General features: G+C 47.7%; 14 protein-coding genes. All 14 read right to left on the bottom strand.

Annotation, left to right across the window (positions count from 1 at the left end):
* Positions 1 to 6: 6 nt before the first annotated feature.
* The 14 genes from NSQ58_RS09290 to NSQ58_RS09225 are packed head-to-tail and all read right to left on the bottom strand — an operon-like array spanning position 7 to position 15,418.
* A complete protein-coding gene (locus tag NSQ58_RS09290; protein ID WP_341057227.1) occupies positions 7 to 2,781 on the bottom strand; it encodes a DNA/RNA non-specific endonuclease in 2,775 nt (924 codons plus the stop codon).
* A gap of 21 nt (positions 2,782 to 2,802) precedes the next feature.
* Positions 2,803 to 3,195, bottom strand: a complete 393-nt coding sequence (locus tag NSQ58_RS09285; RefSeq protein ID WP_023989844.1) for a DUF4280 domain-containing protein — start codon at positions 3,193 to 3,195, stop codon at positions 2,803 to 2,805.
* A gap of 15 nt (positions 3,196 to 3,210) precedes the next feature.
* Positions 3,211 to 3,735, bottom strand: a complete 525-nt coding sequence (locus tag NSQ58_RS09280; protein WP_028542476.1) for a hypothetical protein — start codon at positions 3,733 to 3,735, stop codon at positions 3,211 to 3,213.
* Positions 3,717 to 4,364, bottom strand: a complete 648-nt coding sequence (locus tag NSQ58_RS09275; protein ID WP_023989846.1) for a hypothetical protein — start codon at positions 4,362 to 4,364, stop codon at positions 3,717 to 3,719. Before NSQ58_RS09275 ends, NSQ58_RS09280 begins: the two co-directional genes overlap by 19 nt.
* Positions 4,361 to 5,773 carry a phage tail protein gene (locus NSQ58_RS09270; RefSeq protein WP_103744867.1) on the bottom strand — a complete coding sequence of 471 codons (1,413 nt, stop codon included), beginning with the start codon at positions 5,771 to 5,773 and terminating at the stop codon, positions 4,361 to 4,363. Before NSQ58_RS09270 ends, NSQ58_RS09275 begins: the two co-directional genes overlap by 4 nt.
* Positions 5,770 to 6,369 carry a hypothetical protein gene (locus NSQ58_RS09265; protein WP_023989848.1) on the bottom strand — a complete coding sequence of 200 codons (600 nt, stop codon included), beginning with the start codon at positions 6,367 to 6,369 and terminating at the stop codon, positions 5,770 to 5,772. The genes NSQ58_RS09270 and NSQ58_RS09265 overlap by 4 nt, the downstream gene beginning before the upstream one ends.
* Before the next feature lie 25 nt (positions 6,370 to 6,394).
* Entirely contained in the window at positions 6,395 to 7,171 is a 777-nt protein-coding gene (locus NSQ58_RS09260) for a hypothetical protein (RefSeq protein WP_023989849.1), read from the bottom strand.
* A gap of 18 nt (positions 7,172 to 7,189) precedes the next feature.
* A complete protein-coding gene (locus tag NSQ58_RS09255) occupies positions 7,190 to 7,342 on the bottom strand; it encodes a hypothetical protein (RefSeq protein WP_023989850.1) in 153 nt (50 codons plus the stop codon).
* A gap of 60 nt (positions 7,343 to 7,402) precedes the next feature.
* Entirely contained in the window at positions 7,403 to 7,915 is a 513-nt protein-coding gene (locus NSQ58_RS09250) for an RDD family protein (RefSeq protein ID WP_068942034.1), read from the bottom strand.
* A 37-nt stretch (positions 7,916 to 7,952) separates the two neighbouring features.
* Positions 7,953 to 10,604: a molecular chaperone gene (locus NSQ58_RS09245; RefSeq protein ID WP_053325936.1), complete on the bottom strand. Its 2,652-nt coding sequence runs from the start codon at positions 10,602 to 10,604 to the stop codon at positions 7,953 to 7,955.
* Between the two features lie 31 nt (positions 10,605 to 10,635).
* Positions 10,636 to 11,325 carry a hypothetical protein gene (locus tag NSQ58_RS09240; RefSeq protein WP_025720815.1) on the bottom strand — a complete coding sequence of 230 codons (690 nt, stop codon included), beginning with the start codon at positions 11,323 to 11,325 and terminating at the stop codon, positions 10,636 to 10,638.
* Positions 11,322 to 12,641, bottom strand: a complete 1,320-nt coding sequence (locus tag NSQ58_RS09235; protein ID WP_069080329.1) for a normocyte-binding protein — start codon at positions 12,639 to 12,641, stop codon at positions 11,322 to 11,324. Before NSQ58_RS09235 ends, NSQ58_RS09240 begins: the two co-directional genes overlap by 4 nt.
* Before the next feature lie 46 nt (positions 12,642 to 12,687).
* Entirely contained in the window at positions 12,688 to 14,565 is a 1,878-nt protein-coding gene (locus NSQ58_RS09230) for a serine/threonine protein phosphatase (protein WP_341057224.1), read from the bottom strand.
* Between the two features lie 22 nt (positions 14,566 to 14,587).
* Positions 14,588 to 15,418: a PP2C family protein-serine/threonine phosphatase gene (locus tag NSQ58_RS09225; RefSeq protein ID WP_023989856.1), complete on the bottom strand. Its 831-nt coding sequence runs from the start codon at positions 15,416 to 15,418 to the stop codon at positions 14,588 to 14,590.
* Positions 15,419 to 15,434: the final 16 nt, after the last annotated feature.

The following is a 15,434-nucleotide window of genomic DNA, read 5'->3' as shown; positions in this document are numbered from 1 at the left end:
ATTCTATCAACCTCCAATTTGATTCTCTATTGTGATTTTCTTTGTCCTACCGCTATCAATCGAATACTCTACTATAAAGCTATCAGGTCTAGCAGAATTACCAGTGTATTGGGGGTTTATTTTTACTTTGACGCTTTCTTTTCTTTCTAACGCTGATGCCCATTCTTGTTCCATCTGATGCCATTTTCCACCAGCTTCGTTAATTTGGGAATTCATTGGAAGTAAGTTATCAATATCCCCAGAACCTTTAAATTGACTACCAATTAAATGACCACCATCATCTCTATCTGGATAATCACCTCGAATTCTGTCTGTTTCTCCCACATTACTTTGAGCGTATTGATTTCTTGTTCCTTTGCCGAGTTGTAAATCAGCCTCGACACTTTCAATACGACCAAATTCATTTGTTTCATAATTATATCCTTCTGGTGTTGTGTACTCTGCATTCGGTTTTAATATTTTTTTGTTACCGACTTTTTCAATTTGTTTTCCATAAGGGATTACAGTCTTACTAACTTCACCAGTCCCATCAACCTTTTTCGCCGCGCTCTCTTCCATTTCCTTCATGACCTTGTTGTAATTCTTCTGCACATCCGTCTGTGGAAGTGGTCCGCTGTCCATCTTATTAACGTGCGGAACTGGCGCTCCGTTGGCTGTGGCCAACTTCCCGGGGCTGAGGCCGTCTGCCATTTTACTTAGTTGCTCATTGAACTTCTGACCCAGTTTACTGCCGGACTGCTCCAGCTTGGTTAGAGCTTTGCCAAAGCCTGCCCCGACTGCATCTACACCTTTGCTAATCCATTGCGGTGTAACCTTGCTGCCTACCTTTTCCGCGAATCCGCCGATGGCCTTGCCTACTTTGGAATCCAGTACGCCTACGGTGACAAAACCTAGTCCTGCGTCTTTTGCTACTGAGCCCCAGTTGATCTTTTCACCACTTAGCACCTGACTCGCCAAATTTTCCGCGGCATTTGTTACACCGCCGATCGCTGCTTTTCTTAGCAACGTTCCTCCTACACCGAGTGGACCAAAGATCGCTCCAGACACTGCCCCGATCCCCGCTTCTTTTAAGCCGGTCAGGGCATAGTCACTAAAGTCGCTCACTTCCCCTCGAGCGATATCCGATGCCGCCAAACTCGCTACGCCCAAACCACCCGCCAGCAGTGCTCCTCCGGCTACCGCCGCAATGACCACCGTACCCGCTCCAAGCGTCGCTACCGTAATGGCTGCTACCACGGCTACGGCTGCGACAACCGCCAAACCGCCCAAAATATTCATCCCCAGCTTGCCCCAGTTAAACGGTTCAGGGGGTGGCGGCGGTGGAGGTGGCTGCCCTTCCTTCGGCTCATCGTCGAACGGCGGGTACGCGGTTCGGTCGCTACCGTCCGCCCATACATTTCCTCCCAACACGTGGTATTCGTTCTCTACCGAAAGCCCCGTGCTTCCTCCCGTCTGGTACGCCATGACCTGACTTGTTCCGTCAATAATGATTTTCTTCGGCGTATTCAGAATGATTTCCTGCTCTGCTTCTAGTGTTAGCTTTTTGGGACTAGTTATTTCAATCCCAGTAGCATCGTCCAGACTCATCTGCAATGTCCCACCCGGATCACCCATGATATGGATGCGACCCGGTGCCATTTTCAGCTCACTTCCATGCTCCGTACCAAAATATCGATCATTGGGATTACTCGTTTTCGCACAACCGTCTCCATTTGTACGAACCGCACCCAAAATCATTGCTCTGGAACCAGACGCATCTGGAAAATACAGGCTTGCCTGTGTTCCCACCTTCGGCATACTGTACATCGCACTTCCCGTTGGGGGAGCGAACGGGTACCAATGCGGCTCAGATACCCCGTCATCCTTATCAATCGCCAGCCGCAGCTTCACTTCCTCTCCCCGAACCGCGAGAACCTCTCCTTCCAGAGAAATTCCGATCGTTTTGGAATTGGGAATGAAATCACTGCGAATGCCCTCCGCGCGGGCCAACACATAACTGAATAGCAAATGACCCTTTTCCATGCGGCTTCGCAATTCAGTTACAATCATCGTTTTCTGGCGAAATTGTACCTCGTCTCCAAGAGCATACCGTTCTCCGCTTTCGATCTCGTATTTGAAAAAGTCGGTATCATGTAGCCCGGCTGACGTTCCGCCTGCCCACTGATAGCCCTTTAAATCTTTACTTGCCGTATAAGGCGTATCCTTCCGAATCGTTCGTTGGGTGCCAGCAGGCATGCCGAAATACAGCTTCGGCGCTGCGGACTCCCATATGTCGCTGACCACCACTGTATGTAAACGGCTCGCCATCCGTTTCATAAGCTCCCAATCGGTTTCATCATATTGTAAAATGGCTTCGCCCACCGACTGCTCCCCGGTTTGATACAGCACATCACTTCGTGCATAGCCTTGAGCAAGCTTATTTACTAACTGCTTGTATGTTTGTTTTTCCTCAGGAAAAGACCGCTTTCTTTTGACAATATCCAGCTCAAATGAGCCACTGATTCCTTCCAGTGTAAGTGTATATACACCATTATGGTTCTCAACTTCCACCGTATGGACGACACCCTTAAACAAGCTGATTTCTTCTTGTCCATTCTGCGCATACACATGTAGCTGATCCTCTGAGGTCGCATCCAGCGCAGCCGTGGCATGACTCGACTCCTTACAAATGCCTGTGAGTGTAATACGTCCATGCTCACCCAGCTTCCACTCGATCTGAACATCCTTTAAGACCTGAATGGGGTAGGGGGAATCTATTCGAATCTGATCATATCCTATCATGTTTTCAAACCTCCCTTCCAGCTACTCCTCCTGCTGGCCATTCGTATGAAATTCGATAAATCCATGATATAAACAAGTCTGAAATGAAGAGGTCGTCAAGGCTGGCTGGCCTTCCACCTTTGTCTGTTCTTTTGTGTTTTTCCACTTATCCGTCAGCATCGGCAGGCATGGCTTTCCAGAAATAGTAGAGCCATCTTCGGCGATCAGATAAATAGTTTCGGCACTCGGCTGTTCCGGACTATTACAAATTCCAAAATGAGGAACATTTTCAGGAGAATAATCTCCTTCATTCATCATGGGTTTACCATTAACAAAAGCCCCGTGGCTGTTCGGCAAGTTGATCTTTCGAGGATGGGTCCCGCAAGTGCAACGCATACAGGCCCCCCGTACGACATAATACTCATTGTCTGACATGTGCCCTTTCCCTCCCTATTTCACCTCGACTTGCTCCAAAGCGATCCCTGTGTAATCACGCCGCAATATACTTTCCGCCACGTCTAAACGGACAATGATCATCGGGATAGCACTCTCCTGGATTGTAAATATCTTGTGGCTCCGAATAGCATCTGCTTGTAATACCAGCTTTCGAAACACACTTTGATCCAAATTCCATTCACTTTCCGGATGTACAGCTGTGAGCCGCTCCACAAAAGGAATATAGTAATTCTTCTGTATCCTCTGTTCGATCTGAGTAAGTATCGTTAATTTCATAGGCATCTCCGGCACATAGGCCTGGACAAGACGCTTTAAAGCATCTGAAATAAGAGGAATGGGACCTTCTAAATAATCAATAAAAATACTTTCTGCATCTGCCTTCACGTGAAACATCAATGGCTTGACAATATCCTCCGGCTGCAAATCATACAGCTTCCACGGATCAATCGTTTCCATCACCTTTTGTAGCGTAGGAACATTGGTATACCGCACATCCTGCTTTAAGAGGAAATAATCCATGAAGATTCCCCCTCTCGTGTCTCGGCTCCCTCACTATGCGTAAAACGGCACAATATTTCGCTATCATCTCGATACTCTCCGGCAAATATCGTGCATATGTCAGCTTTCGGCAACCTTTCTAGTGAAGGGGAAGCAACGAAGGCGGGCATCTGACTTTTCAGAAACTCAACGGTGAGCAGATGGTATTTAACCGCTTCAATTTGTTGAATTTGCTCAATATCCATCGTCGTAATCTTACGGGCATAATCGGACTTGAGCTTTTCCAGCTTAGCCATGCGATTGAACAGAGGCTCGAAAACAAAGTTTGCCGACCATTCCACAGCGCATTCAGCCTCATCCAGAAACCAATTCTCATCATAGGCATCTATACGATAAACCGCTCTATTTTTCATAACACGGGTTCTGAGCAAGGAGATATAAATATATCGAATATCCCCCTTGCGACCTTGCTCGTGCTGAAGGGTAGCGAGCTGGCATAGCGACTCTAAAGCTGCTAAAAGCTCCTCTTCAATGGCTTGCTGCCGTGCCAGAAAGTTGTTTTCAATAAGTGCCAAATCATGTAGCCATTCCGTAAATACGTGCTTTTCCAGCAAATCCTGCAACGCAGCATCCCGATCCATGAGCTTCATTCAATGTTCACCTTACCCCCGGTAAATCTCACATCGTCCATGATGTCGAGTTTGGCTCCGGATTGAATAAAACTTACGCCTTCTTTCCCCTCCATAATAATTTTCGCTCCCCCTGTAATTTGGATATCTTCCTGAGCAGACAGGGTTATTTTTTTGTTACTATTAATTTCAATCCCGCCTTCATCCGTGAGACGCATGAGCATTTGCCCACTGTTGATAATTTCTACTGCACCAGGCTTGAAAACGACTTGTTTGCCGTACTTGGTGCTGATACTTTTGACCGCAGGATCACTCCTTTTAACCGGATCAGAGGAGGCAAGATCGACAGAACTGGCGGCAAAAGCATGCTGCTCCCGTTCATCCGGAAAGTACAGACGAATTTGATCCCCTGCTTCTGGCATAACATACCAGCCGCTGCCATCAGGAGAAGAATAAACCGTAGAATAGGGAAACCACATAGCCCCGGATGCAGTCGAGTCTTGATCAATTTCCAGCTTGATTTTCACTTTTTCTTTGGAAATATCAATCACCTTGCCAAACAGAGAGGCTCCTGACAGATCATAGGCATAGACGGTTGGGCATTTTAACCCATGTGCATCTCGTAAAATGTAACGATTCACGATCAGATTTCCTTCTGTGGTCGTTTCCGCCTTGGCTATGTAAAGAGTTCTTTTATGAAAAATGACGGAACTACCGAGTTCTAGCACTTTGTTGCTGGTCACTTCATAGCTCAAGCTGTTAGACTCGCCATATTCCGGCAGTCCGTTGCGGGACATGAGCTTGTGCTCCTTCAAGTCTTTTTTTATGGAATAGTTATGTTCGTTCAGCGGTTGAGGGGCACTAGAATGGGGGACACCAATCACATATTTCAGTCCTTGTTGCATCGTAATTGGAATTAAAGCAGCATGTAGCCGAGAAGCAATTCTTTTGACAAAAGCCCAGTCCGTTTCATTGTATTGCACTAATAATTCACCGATAGCTGCGCCATGAGAAGCCTCATCAATCACTTCTGCATCAGTATATGAACTTGTAACATGCGAAAACAGTTTGTTATACGACTCTCCTGTTTTTTGGAATGAACGACGTTTTGGGCGAATATCCATCATTAAGGTTTCACTGCTAGCCTCAATCGTAAGCTCGCGTACTCCGTTTACAGCTTTTACAGCAATATTCGTGACGATTCCCTGAAAAAACCGGATCTCCTTGCCTTCACTCTTTAAAAAGACTTCGATGTGCTCATCTTCATCCGCTTTTTCTACGTATTGATCCAGCTTGTCCTCCGAAACAATTCCACGTATGCAGAAGCTCACATGTTCGTTTAACTGTTTAATGAGATGGATACTTAATACACGCTGAAACTGATAAGGGGCCACCTGAACATCTGCTGTGGTGTAAATGGGGTTACTCATTCATATCCCTCCTTTTCTGCCTCGTCAACCGTTTGAATGGTACGAATCATCTGTAGGGCGACATCCCGCCATTCAGCATACTGCTTATACGGACAACAAAATGTTCCCATGACCGTCTTTCCTTCCAGCTCAAAGTAGAACATATTGTGGTAGATGGGCTGGTCCAGCGCAGGACTTTTAAAGTCAAAATAGCCAATCTGCTTACCATGTATCTCTTCTATTTTTTCTTCATAAAATACGTGGGCAGGATTCATATTTTTCATCATGGCCTTCATGCCAGAAGTGAGCTGCTCCACCCATTCATCTTGTAACGTCTGGTCCACCCGATTCAGGGTAACATCCACACTGCCCAAGTCATTCGTCAAAATCATTTCTGGACGTTGCTCATGAGGATATTTGATCTTTTGTAAATGCTTGGGCATTGGAGTAAAGATAGAGGGGACATGCATTTTCAGCCGATCCTCAAAAAAAGATCGCTCTTCAAACACATAGGATTGACCGTTAATGATTATGGGTCCTGCTAAAATATTGTTAGACCTCTTCAGCTTCTCCATCTCACGGAGCCGATCCAAAATCTTTTCATCCTCATATTTCATAATGCACACTCCTCTACCTGATTTTCTAATCCACAATCATCCGTCCTGCTCCGCCGCCCTGCCAACGGCCTGCTGTTCGTTTTCCACGTCCGGCGCCTTCTAGAATAAGAACTAGCTGTCTATGCAACTGAGCATGAGAATAATCTCTGTATTCCGCACCATTTCGGTTTGCAATGTAATGCTGGATAGATTCTCTGTCCACGGCTTCCAGGTTCAGGCACATAAGCGCAAACATACAATCCATCGGATCTGTGGCACCACTTTTAAGCAGTTCGGATGCGAAGTAGCGCATCGTTTCCGGGCGCAATGTACTCTGCTTCAAACCCGCAAAAGGAGCATAAATATCGCTCCATGTATTGAATTCGGTAGCCATGTCAGCAAAATCCTGATAATCCGAGCGAAGCACGGCTCCATCTTTGAGCTTGAATCGGCCCAGCTCCATCTCATCCAGACCGATCTCTGCCTCATCCTCCAGCACGATATCTGCATGATGGGCTGTGAAATCCGGGCGATCTGTTTGTTCCAAAAAGAGCAGCTTCAACACCGACAGCCGCCCCGTGGCCGCATACGGCACTTCCTGCTCCTGCTCCAGCAGGTATAGTCTGTCCTTGTGCTTCACGATGCCTCTACCAATGGTCAGCGTGTACTCCCCTACAGTTACGTTCATTCCGGTAATAATGCCATCCGAAAAATCCTGATACCGGATATCCAGAAAACTGCGAGGGTAGTCTCGCAGGTTCTCTAGCATCTCGGTTTTAAGAATACGGCCCTTCTCAAACTTCGGAACGATATGCGTTAACATGGTACTCCCCTCCTTTCCCTATTCTTCTTTATTTAGGGGAACAGATAGCCGATTCACACCGGGTGCAGGAGGCGGAACAGGAACTGCATCATCGATGGGTTGAGCTTTACTTACTCCAAGTAGTCCAGTAAATAGGCGAATATTCTTTTCTAAAAATCTGCGTATATCCATCGTGCTCCCCCTGATTGAAAACTACGGTTCATAATAATCTTAGAATCTATTTATCCACCTTTACATCCCGGCTCCCCGTTGAGCCTGCTCACGAAGGATATAGTCCAGCTCGCGTTTGTCCACAACATAGGTACGGGCGATTAGATCGTGGAGGGCCTGTTTTCTCGCCGTAAAGGCTGCCATGATAAAGCCGACGAACAAAATGATGACCGATATAAGCTTACTCCAGTAGCGGGCACTTGCACGTCCAAAGCTGAGCTTGTGATTAAACTCATCTACCACAACGATGCCGAGAGCCAGCTTGCCCACCGTGGCTTTGCATTTGGATGATTCCATAAGCGCATAATATAGCCATATAGCCCCCCAATTCAGCAAGGTCTGTCCTATTGTTTTCATTGTAAAAATATAAGGCGATCCGTCTGAGACCAAAGAGCTTTCTGCTGGAGAGGGTACCCAATCCCCTAAGGCCCGAATTACAATCCAGATCAATCCAATTATTAAAAATACAAACCATAGAATAAGACTATCGATGATATAAGCTAAGGTGCGTTTCCAAAAACCCGCATACAGCATGCTGTCCCCTCCAAATGTGTTTACTTTTCTTATTCAATTATTTCGTGCCGTCAAAGAAATCCAGCTCGGAGAGATCATTTTCGAAGGCAAAAAAGCGTTTGGGACCCAGATGCAACAATTCATCTCGACGGGTAATCGGGACTACATAAAAGCCCCAGCGGCTATCCCCGACAAAAACAAAATATTTCGTTTCCTCATTGCGGATGGAGTCCGTATCATCTTGCGGGATATCCCGCCCATACAACACGGCAATTTCCTCATACGGCATGGGTTCAAAAGCTTCTGGCCGACTACGATACACATGGCGCTGACGCAGCTTGCCACCGTCGGCCGTCAGGAAGAACTCCACCTCAGCCGCATGAGACGGCCGGGAAATAGAACCGCGTACCCGGTTGCTCTCCAAACTCGCAATCAGCTCCTTCTCGCGTCCCGTATGTGTCCATGCGCTGACCGTATACGGAATAGCCGGAATATGATTGGTAATGACAGGCTCAATCGTGCCCATTTTTTTAGCGTTCAGGTAACGGATAGCCCCACGCAGACAGGCCATTTTCAACTCAGGTACCCGGCTGAGGTCCTCTGCCTTTTGACGAAACTCAATACTGCGCCCCGGTACAAATTCCTTGAGTGCTTCGCGAAATACGTCAATCCGGCAGGACTGCCCGGTTAGCTTGATAATCGAATAATCCTGCAAGCGCCCCTCCAGATAAAAATCATCCAGAAACTTGCGCACAATATTGTAGATGTCTGCCTTAAGAAGTTGCTGTATCTCCCGAATGTTAAACACCACATCAGGCAAACCATATTCATCACGAAACCGTCCGTTCTCGATGACTGAAACCAGCCAACGATCCATCACTGCAATGTTCAGGTCGCTTTCAGCAGATAATACCTGCTCGGATTCGAAGCGGCTGCGCAAGATCCCCGTACGTAGAAAAAATTCCTTTTTCATATTTTCTGCCGCGCTCCACAACAGATGAAAATTACTCAGTACCCGCTGATATTCATCCCGTGTAGCATGCTCATACTGTTTGAACGCGGTAGGCAAGATGGCCTCTGCCTCACGGTAGCGTTCCTCCAGTCCCGCATATACAGCATCTACACCAAACTCATCCACATGACGGTACAAATCTCCCGAAGGAATACCGATCAGGGCATCAATATCGGTGTCAGGCAAACGAGTCTCCGCAGCATAATAACCTGCAAATACAATTTTCATAAACTGCATAATCCGATACGTCAGATTGTTTCCGCCAAAATTGGTATCCCCATTTTCATACGTTGTGTGAATATCCAGCTTGTAAGCAATACGTCCGTCCTCAATTCGGAATCGGCAGGAAGACAAATCTGTCGTGCCTCCACCACAATCAATGACAAGTGCCTGATACTCCTCACCGTCCGCAAAAGTCCCTCGTTCCATCTGGTCTGCCAGCGTGTTGTACAGCACCGCCAGCCCTTCGTCCAACGCATCCTCCGCTTCAATCCGGTAATCAGGCAAAATATCGCTAAACATCTCTATAAACTGGGGCTGCAGCTTGACCGGAGCAGAAAAGTGCAGATTGCGGAACCGACACTTAAATTGCTGCTCGGCTGTAGCAATCACATAACGGATAAAAGCAGCTAAAATATCGCTGCGGGAAGCAGTTGCTGTATTCCCTTCGGAATCCATTAATTCCTCGATTCGCTTATAATCGTTGACCCAACGCTTGATTCCCCGTAATACTGTCGCACGGCTGCCTGCCACGTCAGATCCACGTAGTGCATCCTCCCCAAATACATAAAGGATATGTTCTGGATTGGAGCAGTCTGCGACGCGAATAGCAGTCGGCAATACTTCGATCCAGTCGCCTTCTGCCCCTTCTGGGCCGGGGAATGACACATAATTGATGGCGTTCAGCCTTACCGTGCTGCTCATACCTGTATCAGGGGCCGTAACGTAGGAACTATCCAAATAAGCACCTGCTGTGGTGTTAGAGGTGCCAAAATCAATCGCAAGTACCGCATCTGTAGTTTCCGTGCCTCGAATGATCAGCTCTGCCACCGGAACCCGGTGACCTTGAAGCTTCAGCGGCAGCATCGGCTTATCTCCATAGTAGAGGTTATAAAAATATTCTGATTCCTGTCTTCGCAGAAATAGCAGGCTATAACTATGATTGGACGTCTCTCGCAGTTCAGCGTCGCGATGACGAGAAAGATAATATACGCCTGTTCGTCCCTCATCCTTCACCAAATTCAAAACACCGCACAGTTCTCCTGTCGTATTCACCAGCAGCACATTAGATGAGCTCAGCCAGGGCAAATCGGATTCGATCCGGTAGTTGTCCATGCGACCTGTGCGTACACCCTGATACAGCGTGATTTTAGCGGGAACCCGGATACCGCTGCTCTCCTGCCGACGGTCGTTCCAGTTTCGCTGTAGAGCCGATTCCATGCGTTCAAAACCGCCAGGGTTCGGCCTTGTGATGAGTAAATGCTCTTCCGCGCTCCGAAAACGCAAAATCACGCGAATCAATTCTTCACGTGCCAGGCGATTGGCAAAGCCCTCGACCAGTCGTTCCTTATCGCATATTCCGCGTAACTGAAAGGTCGTCATTTGTTCCAATTCCGCCCGCGTGTATTTCGCCGTGAAGCGTATGCTTTTTCGATCGGTGAGCGGGTCTAGCAACCTGTATGTATAGGGTCCGTTCATCGTTCACATGTCCTTTCTTAGCCATTTAGCCTTAATAGAGGGCGATAGCGTCTATTTTCATCGTAGGATCTTCCTCTAAAATGCCGAAATGACTTGTCCAATACAATTCCGTCGTAAAACGTGCCGGAAGAAACAAATCCAGAATCAAATCCACTTTAATCCGTGACAACGGCGTCTCCTCTTGGCCGATATAGATGAGCAGTTCGTCTTTTTCCTCACAATTGGTGTAAATGATTGAGCGATGAAAGACGCGCCGCATCGTTTCTTTTAGCAGATGTACGGCTTCTCCCGTCTCATACAGCCGCAGCAGTCCTTCAGCAATCGCGTCCTGATCCTCACGGTTTAATTGTCCAAAGCCTTCCTTTACCTTCGGGCCAAAAATGCCCTCTGCAATATCACACCGAACAAACCGGATATGGTACTCCCGCCGATTCATCCCTTGATACAAGTCCATTTCCGCCAGAAAATGCATCATAATATCAAATAGCGATTCTCTCAGCTCCAGATACTCTTCAGCATCCGGTGGAAACAGATCCCGAAAAATAGAATAAAAGCGGTAGTACGGATTTATTTCCACTACCTGCTCCAAATGGGAAGTATTCAACTCTGCCAGACTAAGCTCCATATACGGAGAGTAGCTGACAGCGGGTACGAAGCGGAATTTATCTACATCCAGCCCCTGTTCCCTCGCGCGCATGAGCAAATCCCAGACGTAATTCACACCCATTCTCCTTCACACTTGTACTCCGGAAAATACATCTGCACTTCCGATACCAGAAAGCTCATTAAATCGGATAAAATATAAGCAGGCGTGGTGGGCAAAACATCGTCAGAACCACGTCTGAACCCCAAACGCATGATCTGCTTGCCTTCCTCTGTCCGTACGTTATCGCTGACAAACGGATTTAATGGATACGTCTGGGTTTTGGTTAACAGGTTGCTTACATCATTTCTCCCTGCACCTCCCCAGATGTCCACACGTTCCAGCTCCAGCCCCTGCGCTGCTTCAAACGAGTTTACGATGCGCATGATTTCCGCTTTGGCACGGACAATCACGGCCTGTTTTCCTGCATAGCGGCCCAAAAAGCTGTCCTGTCGCCGATTGGACAATAACGGATAAGTCTGACGACTAAGTCTCGTTGTAACAGGCTTCGTAACCTTCAACACATTCCATTCGCCAGACTTATCACGTGGTGTGACAATCGTCAGTTCCTCTTCTGTACGCTTGATATACCGGATATCACCTTCAGTCCCGTCAATCAAATAACCATGCTCAGGACCTGTTTTTCGCAAAGGCAGCACATGCTCATAATTCACACGATCCATAGCGGGTATAGGAAAACCGCTGTTCTTTAGAGATAGCCTTTCAATGTTCCAAAGAGGAAAAACGTCGCCCTTCTTAAAAACATCGAATTCCTCCAATGAAATTGTAATTTCATGAATTTCTTCATGGGCAGCCGGCTCGCCGTCTCCACCAATCAATACACAGTCCACAAACTTATAAGCGTATGGGTGATTAATTGTTTTCCACGGCATGCCATTTTGCATAAAGGTATGATATAACTGCTCAATCTCCAAAATATAAGAACGGTTATGCTCCAGACGAAAACGAATCGGATAATTGCCGGTTTCCGTGACCAACATTCCTGAGAAAATTCGCTTGCTGCGCACCAGCGCTGAGATTCGTTCGGTCTCCATCTCAAGAAAAAGCGTAAACAGCGGCATCGCACCGCCTTCGCGTACCACCTCTGCCACACGGCTGATGTCCATCTGCTTTTCCTCCGTATCAGACGGTAACACAGGATATAAAAATTCATGAATTGGGTCATAGTCCTCACGCGATGTCAATGACACGTACACATCAATCTTTTCTTCCGTATTCTCAATTTCCTCAAATACCCGCCGTTCTAGCTGGCGGGTCATTTCTTCCTGATATTCGACGAGGTTCATAAATACCCCCGCCATCATATTTTTCAGTAAACGTCTCTGCTCTAAATCGTCCATCTTGCTCAAACGGTCCTGTACCAGCTCTTTCACGACGTCTCACTCCTTTCCGGCTCCAGCTTCATTGAACATGAAAAACTTAACTTCCGTTCGCAGCAGCCCGATCTTGGTTCTCTGAATCAGACGCCCCTGCTGCTTTAGAAGCGGAATCAGCAGTTCCTTGCTCTTTGTTGGTATCCACCTTGGCCGAAGGGGCAGTTCCATCGCCTGTACCCATGCTCTTTGCAGCCGAAGTGGCTTCCTTCTTCGCGGGTGTAGTTCCCGCTGAAGCCGTTGGCGCAGCCTTCGTTTGCGATTCTGCAGCAGGGGTTGCAGCAGCGGAAGATGAAGCTCCACCCGCTGTGTCCCCTGCGTCCGTGTCGTTCAACGCTCCGTCAGACAATCCCAATCCAGCAGGAAGCTGACCATTTTTCTGCTGTTCCGCGCTCTGCTTTTCCTCCGCCTTGGCAATGCTCCGCTCCAATGCCAGAACACTTTCGAGCTTATCAATCTCCTGATAAATTTCCTGTGCCCCGCTATAGGCATCAATGGCCCCTTCATAATCGAGATCCTTCATCATCCGATCCCCTTTGGCCTGAAGTTTTCCAGCTTGAATCTCCTTGAGCTGCTGCTGAATAGCTGTCAATTTATCGTTGGCCTCGGTAATTTTCTTCTCCAGTTCTTTTTGCGCGGACGTATAACCGGATTCCATCGCAGCCTTGTTTGCTTTCTTGTATAGCTTAAGCGCATTCGTGTAATCGCCGCCCTGAAATTTTAAATCTCCGTCCTTCATCCAGCTCGCTGTCTCGGCATAGCTGTCCAATTGATCGATTTTATGCTCAATATCCTTCACATTAAACGGTGGATATAGCCCGGCGCTTTTCCGTGCTTTCTCGTAACTGGCTTCAGCTTTGGTAAAGTCCGCCTTTTCCACGTAGCCGTCTCCGTCCACCAGCAATTGAGATAGTTTCTGTTCGGCTGTATACAGTCGCTTATGAATCTTATCGTTAATTTTAACCGCCGCGTTTTTCGCTTCGCTGTAGGACTTAAGCGCCTTCGCATAATCTCCTGTCCTTGCATAATCGTCTGCGGCTTGGGCTGATTCGATCATCGTTTCCAGTGCAGCTGCCTTATTCGCAGCCATACGAGCCAGCGTAATCCATGCTCCCCCGCCCACAACAATAAAGACAAGCAACGCAATCAAAATCCGTTTGATCAGCTTACGGCGGTTTTTAGGCTTTTCCTGAAAAACTTTATTTACATAAATGGCCGCTGCCGTGTAATTATTCACCGTCCGGTGCTGTTTGCTTAGCAGAACCTCTTCCAATGTATCCGTCAGCATGACCGGGTCCTTCGCTTCCTCTAGTGCCCCCAGCATTTCCGCCAACTCGACGTCCTCCCACATCCCTGACGTAGCGAGCAGGATTACATCTCCATCTGCAAGCTGCGTCTTTTTGGCGTAATGGGCATGAACTCCATTGGGATTTCCCAAGTATTCCAGCAGATTGCCTCGTTCCTCATGTGTGCTGGTCGCTTCGTCTGGAATGCGTCCATCATCTGCCAATGACTGAGCCAGGCTATGATCCTTACTGCGAAAATTAAGCCTTCCATTGCGAAAATGATATAGTCGCACATTACCGCACGAAACATACACCATTTTGTTGTAGTTGGTCACTACCATCAGCAGACTGGCTTTGAGCCGAACACGACGGCTTTCAAATTGCAGCCAATCCTGCGCTTCACGCAGATCTCTCATCAAGCGCCGTTTGGACATGGAAGGCTTCTCCATGAAGTTTTCCAGCACCGTTTTGACAACCATTTCTGCGCTGCGCAGCTCCTGATCCGAATCCAGACCGTCTGCGAGGACATAACAGGCCATGTCGTCCGTCTCCATGAATGCAAAATAGTCCCGGTTGTCTATGTAAGAGCCCGCTTCCGACACAAAGGCGGTACTAAAATCGCTGTTGTCCTTGCGCATCGCTACCCCCGTCTTTCTTGTTTCATCCTATCGCCAAAATAAGTACTGTTGCATTATCCTGACTTTTAAAGCCCTTATCATTAATGGCGTCAATCATGGCATCCGCTGTTTCCTGTGGTGTTCCACCCTTGCGCATAATCTCTTCCAGTTCAATCTCCGTCAGCGCCTCCTGAATGCCATCGCTGCACAGCAGCACATGATCGCCCGAATACAGACGAATCGGTGCACTACCCAGCTCCATGCTCTCAAAGCCCTCATAGCCCAAGTAGTTGACCAGTTGATTACGCACTGGACTCGTTTTGGCTTCCTCCGAGGTCATTTGTCCAGCAAGCACTCGTTCCTCCAGCAGTGTTTCCGCTGTATGCTTGGAATTGACTGTTTGGAAATGACCATTGCGGTAAATCGTAATCAGGCTGTCGCCCACCGCTCCGTAATACAGCTGATAGCCGCACACAATGACCGCAGCCAGCGTCGTTCCTCCGCCCTGTCCATTCAAATTTTGCAAAATGCCGCGATTGCTTTGAGTTGCCGCCTCTGCAAAATATCCGTTCAAATTCGTTGCATCTTCCAGCTTGGCAAACGCCTTCGTAAAAGTCGTCACAGCCAAGGTACTGGACATACGTCCATTGGCCAGTCCGCTAATACCGTCTGCGACAACAGCCAGCGTACCGACAGGTGTCGTCATACTGGAGAAATAATCATCCTGCTCGCTCCGGCTCCCGATCGTTTGACCATTTCCGATCTCAATTCCACTCACGGTACGGCTGCCGGAAATTCGCGTCAGTCGTATACGGATCATGAGCAGAACAGCGAATAGTACCGCAGCTCCACTTACAACAAAATAAGGCTGCATATCGTTACCTCCCTGC

This window comes from Paenibacillus sp. FSL M7-0134 (assembly GCF_038007865.1).
GTDB classification, from domain to species: domain Bacteria; phylum Bacillota; class Bacilli; order Paenibacillales; family Paenibacillaceae; genus Paenibacillus; species Paenibacillus polymyxa_B.
Note: the sequence above shows the minus strand (reverse complement) of the source record. Positions and strands in the feature narration are given on the sequence as shown.

Excerpts from the sequence above, each read along its gene's own strand:
- NSQ58_RS09260 (WP_023989849.1), bottom strand. The coding sequence starts at position 7,171 with ATGTTAACGCATATCGTTCCGAAGTTTGAGAAGGGCCGTATTCTTAAA.
- NSQ58_RS09275 (WP_023989846.1), bottom strand. The coding sequence starts at position 4,364 with ATGAAGCTCATGGATCGGGATGCTGCGTTGCAGGATTTGCTGGAAAAG.
- NSQ58_RS09280 (WP_028542476.1), bottom strand. The coding sequence starts at position 3,735 with ATGGATTATTTCCTCTTAAAGCAGGATGTGCGGTATACCAATGTTCCT.
- NSQ58_RS09265 (WP_023989848.1), bottom strand. The coding sequence starts at position 6,369 with ATGAAATATGAGGATGAAAAGATTTTGGATCGGCTCCGTGAGATGGAG.
- NSQ58_RS09225 (WP_023989856.1), bottom strand. The coding sequence starts at position 15,418 with ATGCAGCCTTATTTTGTTGTAAGTGGAGCTGCGGTACTATTCGCTGTT.
- NSQ58_RS09285 (WP_023989844.1), bottom strand. The coding sequence starts at position 3,195 with ATGTCAGACAATGAGTATTATGTCGTACGGGGGGCCTGTATGCGTTGC.
- NSQ58_RS09250 (WP_068942034.1), bottom strand. The coding sequence starts at position 7,915 with ATGCTGTATGCGGGTTTTTGGAAACGCACCTTAGCTTATATCATCGAT.
- NSQ58_RS09290 (WP_341057227.1), bottom strand. The coding sequence starts at position 2,781 with ATGATAGGATATGATCAGATTCGAATAGATTCCCCCTACCCCATTCAG.
- NSQ58_RS09230 (WP_341057224.1), bottom strand. The coding sequence starts at position 14,565 with ATGCGCAAGGACAACAGCGATTTTAGTACCGCCTTTGTGTCGGAAGCG.
- NSQ58_RS09245 (WP_053325936.1), bottom strand. The coding sequence starts at position 10,604 with ATGAACGGACCCTATACATACAGGTTGCTAGACCCGCTCACCGATCGA.
- NSQ58_RS09255 (WP_023989850.1), bottom strand. The coding sequence starts at position 7,342 with ATGGATATACGCAGATTTTTAGAAAAGAATATTCGCCTATTTACTGGA.
- NSQ58_RS09270 (WP_103744867.1), bottom strand. The coding sequence starts at position 5,773 with ATGAGTAACCCCATTTACACCACAGCAGATGTTCAGGTGGCCCCTTAT.